This is a genomic window from Paenibacillus sp. GbtcB18 (genome assembly GCF_019091125.1).
GTDB lineage: Bacteria > Bacillota > Bacilli > Paenibacillales > NBRC-103111 > Paenibacillus_F > Paenibacillus_F chitinolyticus.
In genome coordinates, this window is sequence record NZ_JAGXJX010000457.1 from 1 (window position 1) to 263 (window position 263).

Consider the following 263-nt stretch of genomic DNA (forward strand, 5'->3'; position numbering starts at 1 on the left):
ACAAATGCCCTGGGGGACTTTCCCGCCTTTTGGGGGTATCCACGGGAACGGAATTTTACTGGAACAAAAGAATTTCAGGAAAACCCCGCTGGACCCGCCCGCCGCCCAAAAACACCCCCCCTTTCGGGCGGGTGTTTTTTTTTTTTTTTCAAATCAAAAAGATATTCCCATAACAATAATAATTTGATAAAATACAATATTAATTTTTTTTTAAACGATAAAACATATGCTTAAAATCTTTTTTCATAAACAAGTGAGGTGTT

Annotated in this window: 1 protein-coding gene; it reads left to right on the top strand. The window is 38.0% G+C overall.

Annotated features, from left to right (window positions below; genetic code table 11):
* On the top strand, positions 1–187 hold a 187-nt coding region (locus KVT34_RS30425; protein ID WP_217563313.1), incomplete at its 5' end, for a hypothetical protein.
* Between the last annotated feature and the right edge of the window lie 76 nt (positions 188–263).